This window comes from Chamaesiphon sp. OTE_8_metabat_110, assembly GCF_031382685.1.
Classification (GTDB): Bacteria; Cyanobacteriota; Cyanobacteriia; order Cyanobacteriales; family Chamaesiphonaceae; genus Chamaesiphon.
Genome location: NZ_JANMZA010000346.1, coordinates 1 through 7,235 on the forward strand (window position 1 = coordinate 1; position 7,235 = coordinate 7,235).

General features: G+C 45.5%; 8 protein-coding genes and 1 pseudogene. 7 read left to right on the forward strand and 2 right to left on the reverse strand.

What is annotated here, in order from left to right:
• Positions 1–1,486, forward strand: a 1,486-nt coding sequence (locus tag RMO52_RS12680; protein ID WP_310414676.1) for a WD40 repeat domain-containing protein, incomplete at its 5' end; no start/stop codon positions are given.
• 390 nt (positions 1,487–1,876) lie between these two features.
• Here the strand turns inward: RMO52_RS12680 and RMO52_RS12685 are convergent.
• Both RMO52_RS12685 and RMO52_RS12690 read right to left on the reverse strand, forming a co-directional pair.
• A complete protein-coding gene (locus RMO52_RS12685; protein ID WP_309744993.1) occupies positions 1,877–2,173 on the reverse strand; it encodes a hypothetical protein in 297 nt (98 codons plus the stop codon).
• 71 nt (positions 2,174–2,244) lie between these two features.
• Positions 2,245–2,478, reverse strand: a complete 234-nt coding sequence (locus RMO52_RS12690; protein WP_309744995.1) for a hypothetical protein — start codon at positions 2,476–2,478, stop codon at positions 2,245–2,247.
• Between the two features lie 645 nt (positions 2,479–3,123).
• On the opposite strand from RMO52_RS12690, the gene RMO52_RS12695 reads away from it, so the two are divergent.
• The 6 genes and pseudogenes from RMO52_RS12695 to RMO52_RS12720 all read left to right on the forward strand — a co-directional run.
• A complete protein-coding gene (locus tag RMO52_RS12695) occupies positions 3,124–3,699 on the forward strand; it encodes a hypothetical protein (protein ID WP_310414680.1) in 576 nt (191 codons plus the stop codon).
• 124 nt (positions 3,700–3,823) lie between these two features.
• Positions 3,824–4,333: a hypothetical protein gene (locus RMO52_RS12700; protein WP_310414683.1), complete on the forward strand. Its 510-nt coding sequence runs from the start codon at positions 3,824–3,826 to the stop codon at positions 4,331–4,333.
• A 63-nt stretch (positions 4,334–4,396) separates the two neighbouring features.
• Positions 4,397–5,008 carry a hypothetical protein gene (locus RMO52_RS12705; protein WP_310414686.1) on the forward strand — a complete coding sequence of 204 codons (612 nt, stop codon included), beginning with the start codon at positions 4,397–4,399 and terminating at the stop codon, positions 5,006–5,008.
• 171 nt (positions 5,009–5,179) lie between these two features.
• Positions 5,180–5,503, forward strand: a complete 324-nt coding sequence (locus tag RMO52_RS12710) for a hypothetical protein (RefSeq protein WP_310414689.1) — start codon at positions 5,180–5,182, stop codon at positions 5,501–5,503.
• Positions 5,487–6,710, forward strand: a complete 1,224-nt coding sequence (locus RMO52_RS12715; protein WP_310414692.1) for a hypothetical protein — start codon at positions 5,487–5,489, stop codon at positions 6,708–6,710. The genes RMO52_RS12710 and RMO52_RS12715 overlap by 17 nt, the downstream gene beginning before the upstream one ends.
• A 30-nt stretch (positions 6,711–6,740) precedes the next feature.
• A pseudogene (locus RMO52_RS12720) lies at positions 6,741–7,235 on the forward strand (hypothetical protein); the annotation flags it as partial.

A 7,235-nucleotide genomic window follows, 5' to 3' on the forward strand; every position in this document is an offset into this window, starting at 1 on the left:
TTGCACGATTCAACTTTGGCACATCCAGGATGGCAGCAATGGCACCTATTGGCAAACCCTGGCGGGTCATCAAGGCTGGATTTGGTGTGTGGCTTTTAGTCCCGACAGTCGCCTGCTAGCTAGCGGCAGCGATGATACTACTGTCAAACTCTGGGATCTAGCTACTGGCGAGTGTTTACACACTTTTGTCGGGCACAGTGATGAATTGGTGTCGATCGCCTTCAGTCACGATGGTGGAATGCTCATCAGCAGTAGCAAAGATCGGACGATCGGGTTGTGGGATGTCCAATCTGGGGAACGTGTCAAGACCCTAATCGGTCATGAGAACTGGATCTGGGCGATGGCTTTCGACCCCCATCATCGAGTTATTGCCAGCAGCAGTGAAGACCGGACGATCCGACTCTGGAGCATAGAATCCGGTCAATGTCTCAAAGTTATTCAGGGGTACTCAAATACCCTGTTTTCGATCGCCTTAGTGCCCACACCAAATTCTACTAATTTGCCCGTGCTAGTGGCTGGTGGCTACTTCGATCGACTCGTCAGACTTTGGCAGATCGAGACTGGTGAATTTACCAGTTTTAAGGGTCATACTGAGGCGATTAGAGCGATCGCAGTCAGTCCAGATGGCAGATTTTTAGCTGGCGGCGGTGGCAGTGTCGATCCGACGATTAAACTCTGGAACGTCCAAGATGGTCGATGTTACTGCAACTTATCCGGTCACACTAATGAAGTCTGGTCGGTTGCCTTTAGCATGGATGGTCGAATGCTTGCCAGTGGGAGTAACGATCGCACGATTAGAATTTGGAATACCCAGACGGGTGAATGTCTCCAGGTTTTGGCGGGGCACATGCACTGGGTGATGTCTGTAGTCTTTAGCTCCCAGTTAGATATTCTAGTTAGTGCTGGTTTCGATCGGACGATTAACTTTTGGGATCTTCAGACAGGTGAATGTCTGCGGACTTGGCAAGTAGGGCAATCGATTTGTACGATCGCTTTTAATCCCAGCGGCGATATTTTAGCCAGCGGGAGTATCGAGCGCACGGTGGGACTGTGGGATGTGGCTACAGGTGCATGTTTGCAAACCTTGTCCGGTCATACCCATTTTGTCTGGTCGGTGGCATTTAGTCCAGATGGAAGGTTTCTAGCCAGCGGTAGCTTCGATCGCACCATCAGACTTTGGGATCTTCAGACGGGTCGATGTCTGCAAGTATTAGAAGGTCATGAAAGTGGGGTATTTTCGGTAGCTTTCATCCCCCAATCTGGCATTGATAGCCCCAATCGACAGTTGCTAGCCAGTTCTAGTGCTGATGCCACCATTCGGATTTGGGATATCATCACAGGTGAATGTGTCAAGATGCTTCGATCGCCGCGACCCTGTGAGGGGATGAATATTGCTGGCATTACAGGCATTACGAATGCACAGAAGGCAACATTGAGGGCATTAGGCGCGCTCGATGCTCCATTGGAGCAACAAAGCCGACGCTAGCCAGTCCAATTAAGGCATTCGCGAACGCCCCAAATCTCTATTCAATTTATTATTTTTTCTCGATCGTTATTTGCTTGTTACCGACCAGATTTTTACGATCGGAGTTGGTTTGAGTCAGTAGTAAACCTGTATATGCTACCAGTGTTCAACCACAAAAAACGATCGTGTCTACAACCGACAGCGACGAATCCATTTCCTTGCGATCGATTGAGAGCGATCGCATTAAAGTTCCATGTAATTACATGGAACTAAATAAAAGCTTGAAAGAGTTACTGAAAGCTATTTTAGAGCATTAATGGCACATACAGAGCAGAGCGGCTTAACCTCGATCGAATAAGCTCAAATTGTTACTCCATCTAAGCTTGAGACTATATAAATAGTTCCATGTAATTACATGGAACCACGCAAATAAGCTAGAATCGTTTCTAGTTCTACATTTCCAGCGATTAACACCTTCACTTGCTCTACCTGTACTGGTCTAACAGAAGCAATCTGAGTTCGATATTTTCCATCATCGCCTCTCTCCTTCCAGGTAATCTGCCAGAACCAATGAGAAATATTATCTAAGTCACGGTTTCCTTCAACTAGAGGATATTCAACTGTCTTGCCATTTTTCAATCGCTTTTTCTTGGTGCGTTGATAGAGAGTACCACTCCTACCAGGTACGCGATTTCCACGTAATTTCATCTATAATAGTCATTGAAAATATTTTTTGGTGTGATAGCTAATTTAGTTATCACTCTTTTTTTATTATATTATTATGGATAAATTCTCTCAACTAGATCGAGAGCATCCTGTGCCGCTGAAATATCAGTATCAGGTTTACGCTGTCCTTCTCCAGTGCCGCGAACGATCCGACCATCTGGAAATGCCACTGTTAAAGTAGAGCGATAGAGATCGGCAACAAGTGTATGTTGAAAGTCAATGCAACGACCGATACAACCAAGATTATTGAGTAATTCTTGCAGTTTATTCTTAGCGTTTTCACTCATAAATATCTTCAGAGTTCTCTTGTTTTAGAGTTCCCATCGATCGACAGTGAATCTACAACCAGGGAGCGATCGAAATTACAATTGCTTGCTAGGCTGCAAATATGGGGACTCTAGAGCAGAAGTAGCTATCCACTCGACCGTTTTGAGTTCCATGTAATTACATGGAACCAAACAAACCCCTGAAATTGAGACAGGAAGCTATATAGAGTTACTGGCGGTAAAATTTAACTATCTTCCATAATCTTGGGATCGAGAACGATCGCCCGTTCGCGTAGCGTTCCCTTTGGGAAATCGTAATCGGCTAAGGCTCCAGCAATATCCATCAGTTTGAAGGTCTTGAGCAACCCGCGACAGTCGGGGTATCGTAGAAACTTATTGTATCGGAGAATTGGTTTTACACTGAATTTTTTAAACTATTTTACAGATTAATAGTCCAGAACTGGCGTGACCACGTTGCCTCGCCAGCGGGCAAACAGCTAAATCTTACCACCAGCGTTTAGCAACTATCCCAAATTACCAATCGAGATAAGTCTACAACTCGGAGGGGATCGATCGACAATCGAAATCGAGTAATTTGACTCAAGGCGTAATCGCAGGTTGAGTGTTTAAATAGGACTTATTTGCCCACCAGCCGCTACACGCAAGATGGAACAAACTACCGCCCTCAACCATGCCATCAGCAAGTTAGCCTTAAATCGATCGTTTGCCAACTATCAAATTCAAGCAGACGATCCGATCCGCGATGTGACGGGAATGATCGACCGGATCGAACAAATTAAAGATGCCATTCCCCAAGCGGTAACTCAATCCCTAGATTTGGCTGGAAAGAAGTTAGAGACCCAATTCGAGCTAGTGAGCAAACCATTACTAGAGACTCTAGCCATCCAGCAAGCCCACATGGGCACCGTTCGACATCAATTAACCTCGCTGGAAAAAAGGTTCATCGATGCCGGACATGTCGCTGCTCCTGCTCAGAGCTGGTATTCTTGGCTGCTATTGGGTTTGACCTTGACAACCTTGGGATTATTGGGGTACAACACCGTCATGGCAAAGCAGAGTTCCAGTCCGGCTTGGATGCAGACACAGGCGGGTAGATTAGCCAAACAAATGATCGATCGCAATCCTCAACTAATGAATAGTTGTCGTCCATTAACAGCAAAGGAACATCGAGAGTTGGGATCGCAGCATCAAGCTAAGAAAATCTGTTCGATTTTTCTATAAAACTCTTTTGGATCTCAGCCGGATAGCGCATCTCATTAATTAGATATTGAAGTTATCTTGGGTCAATATCGATAAAACCAGACAACCATGCCTGTACTATTACACATCGATCGTTTAGATCTACATGCTACATCCACAGTCTGCTTATCCAAGTAGCAATTCTTCGCTCGAACAGTTTTCCATTGAGTCAGAACTAGTTTCGCATTCTAGGTCTTCATTAACTTCAGTTCTCACTGAATTAACTAAAACACAGCAGGAAATAGTTGCAGCATATCATCATAATTTCAGTAAATTTGCAGTCGAATATCAGATTAGGATTGCGAGTGTGACCAAAGACTCAATTTATTCTAGTTGGGGGATTGAAGCAAAAAATGTCATTTTAGCCCCAACCAATCGTCGCGGAAATTACTGGATATTTAATGCTGGCGACTGCACCTATCTCGTACCTGCAAAGCGTAAATATATCGATAGACATGCTTACACGATCGCCAGTTGGATCTTTGAGGGGCATAATTATACTCCCGATTATCTGAATATCCAATTAGTTAAACCAGCCATAGTCATGCCATTAGAGATCGATCCTCATCTTCAAATGTGGCAACTTCACCAGCAAGGCGAACTAATATTTTCGTAAATTAGTATTTTTTCAGATATAAATACAACTATTCGCTAGACTAAAAAACTGAGCGCAAGCATCATGATGACTAAATATAATCACCACAAACATAAACCTAAATCTAGCTTACTCGACCGAATCTACTACTCATGTTCGGTTGAATTCTGGCTATCGATCGTCACTATCGGTATTGCGGCTGATTGGATCTTCAAGTTTGGGACTAGTTCGTTACTGATTACGCTGGCGTGGACGGGCATTCTCAGCACCTATTTGGTATTTTCCAACCGCATAGCGGGGGATCTTTGGGATAACTTTCGCCGCATTAAAGCACCGCAACATCAATCGTTACTAGTTGCTGCAATCGCAGTTTTGGGCAGCTTATTTATGATTACCTGCATGACAGATCCCGCTCATGCTTTGATTATTACGGCTTCAGGGACAAAAGCCATTACTGACTTACTCAGTGGGACTGGTTTAGGCGTTACCAATACCTCACTAGCTGGCTTTGCAACCTTCGTAATTAACTTCATCAAAGTCGCATTTGCCATTGCCTTTATCTTCGGCATTAAAGATGCTTACGACAAAACCAGAGAACGTGCCGAACTGCAAGAAGTCATCCAAGCCCCAATCGTACTAATTGCTGTCGTCATCGCGATCGATGCGGTGATGGGGATGATTTTCGGAGCAGCCTGATCTTACATCTTCCGCCAGATGCAAACATCCCAGTGAAGTGGGGGAAAGGGTAAAGGGTAAAGGGTAGAGGTATTAGGCGCGTCGCGCCCTCGATACCCCCAACTGCCAGCAGTTCTCCTTTACCCTTTACCCTTTCCCCCTTCCCCCCTTTATTTACCCCTAAAAATTAAATTGGCATACGAACGCGAACCGATTCGAGTCAACCGCATTCTCAGCCGCAAGCCAGGGATTGCCGGAATTCCTGCGGATGTATTTATCATCGCTCTGGGATTGGACTTACTGCTGTATCTATTTTTAATCCAGATCTTCAATCTGGGTTGGCAAGTATTCGCCCTCGCTGTTGTCGTCGTCGATGGCACTTGGGTCGCCCTTACCCTCAAGGGCGTGTGGCAATTTGTCGGGTTATGGTTCAAGCCACCTCGCTACATCCGCGCCAATCTCCCCTACCGTTCTCCCCTACCTCCAGCAGAAGATCCCGATGTTCGCACGCCCTAAACCAGTCAAACAAGTCTGTCGCCCTGGGGACAAGCCAGAACTACTATTTCCGATCGAGGGAGAATTAGATTTAGTCACCCATATCGATTTCGATTGCAATGGGCGACAATTTGGCGCGTATTTACTTCAAATTACCGAGCGCAAGTATCGACTGGTATTTGGGTTTCAATGCGACGGCATTCACCCGAATCTACCGTGGGGGAGGATCGACCCGATTTATAACAGACTATCCGCTGGGTTTAAGGATTTGCCGGAGGGTGAGGTGTTAACGATTCACATGAAATCGTTTGTCGATAACACCGCCCGAATGCAGGAGCTATCGAGAACTGTGGAAAATTGTCAGTCAGATGTCTTGAAGTACATCATCATGACCGAACAAAAGCGATTGCAAACTCTGACTGAAAAGGGGATGCGAAAACCTAAATCGCTGACCTTATTTGCAACCTTTACCTTCGACCCCGAAGCCGATGTCAAAGATGACCAAATCGAAGCTTTTGGCAAGGGTCTTTATAAAATATTCACCAAGTTTTCAGGCGCAGCGAAGATTGCTAAGTCTCGCGAATTTACCGAATTCTTAGTAGCTGGTGTCAATGCTTTCTATTTATGGGAACAGACTCTTACTAATAAGATGGGGCTTGGCATTCGTCCGTTAAGTAGCCAAGAACTGTGGGCAGATCTGTGGGCGAGAGTAAATGATACTCCCGCGCCTCCCGTACCCCAACGGATATTTTTCAATGGTAAAGTAGCCACCGAGAATATCTATCGCCACCTCCATCCCTTATCAATTTTAATTGACGAGGAATCCAGCTTACCCACCGCAGATTATCGCTGGGTCAAGGTCAAAAAGAAGTTCATTGGCGTGATGTCAATGTTAGAGCAACCAGATGAATGGAGTGACAAATTAGATGCACTCACTTACCTGTGGAATAAGTTAGGGGAAGATAGCGTTTACGACATCGAACACATCGCTCAAATTACCGCAGTCGATCGAGGTATCAGTCGCAAAAAGCTCAAAGATCTTACTGATGAAGAGATTTACAAAGCAAGTAAAGCTGAGGCAGAAGGCGATATTAACGTTGCCGCGAACATGAATGCTGAAGAAGCGATTGAGGCTCAACAGGTTTTACACAGAGGTGGTGTAGAGCTAGCAATATCATCGACATTCCTCATCCATCGCCACACGGTACAAGAAGTAGATCTCGCTTGAGATCGCCTCAAGTCTCTATTTCCTGGTCACTTGCACCGCGAGTATACCTACACTTGGTTGACGTGGTTGCAAACGTTCCCCGTAGCTTGGGATATGGCACTATCTCGCCCTTTTAGTCGCGAGAGCAAGGTTTTCACCAATTATGTGGCGGGGACTGTCTCGCTGGCGTTAATTAATACTTACGACAAAGTTGGATTTGAGTTAATCTCCAACGATGGTGGCGTACCGTTGTACATCGACATTATCAATAACCACCACCATATTCTGTGGATTGCCACTACCAGAGCGAGTAAATCTGTCTCCACTACGGGGATGCTCAATGGCGCGTTAGCAAACAATATGCCCGTGACGATTATCGACTGTCCGCCTACTAAAGAAGCCTCGACTTTCCGCGATTACGCGCGGCTGTTGGGTGGAGCTTTCTTCGATGTGGGTTCGGAATGTAGCAATATTTTTGAGGTGCCCAATCTTTCGCACCTAGCTGAAGTAGATCGGGAAGATCGTCGCAAGGATACTCAAGAATCG

Bases quoted from the DNA above. Each gene is read 5' to 3' on its own strand.
- RMO52_RS12700 (WP_310414683.1), top strand. From the start codon at position 3,824: ATGCTACATCCACAGTCTGCTTATCCAAGTAGCAATTCTTCGCTCGAA.
- RMO52_RS12695 (WP_310414680.1), top strand. From the start codon at position 3,124: ATGGAACAAACTACCGCCCTCAACCATGCCATCAGCAAGTTAGCCTTA.
- RMO52_RS12715 (WP_310414692.1), top strand. From the start codon at position 5,487: ATGTTCGCACGCCCTAAACCAGTCAAACAAGTCTGTCGCCCTGGGGAC.
- RMO52_RS12690 (WP_309744995.1), bottom strand. From the start codon at position 2,478: ATGAGTGAAAACGCTAAGAATAAACTGCAAGAATTACTCAATAATCTT.
- RMO52_RS12685 (WP_309744993.1), bottom strand. From the start codon at position 2,173: ATGAAATTACGTGGAAATCGCGTACCTGGTAGGAGTGGTACTCTCTAT.
- RMO52_RS12705 (WP_310414686.1), top strand. From the start codon at position 4,397: ATGATGACTAAATATAATCACCACAAACATAAACCTAAATCTAGCTTA.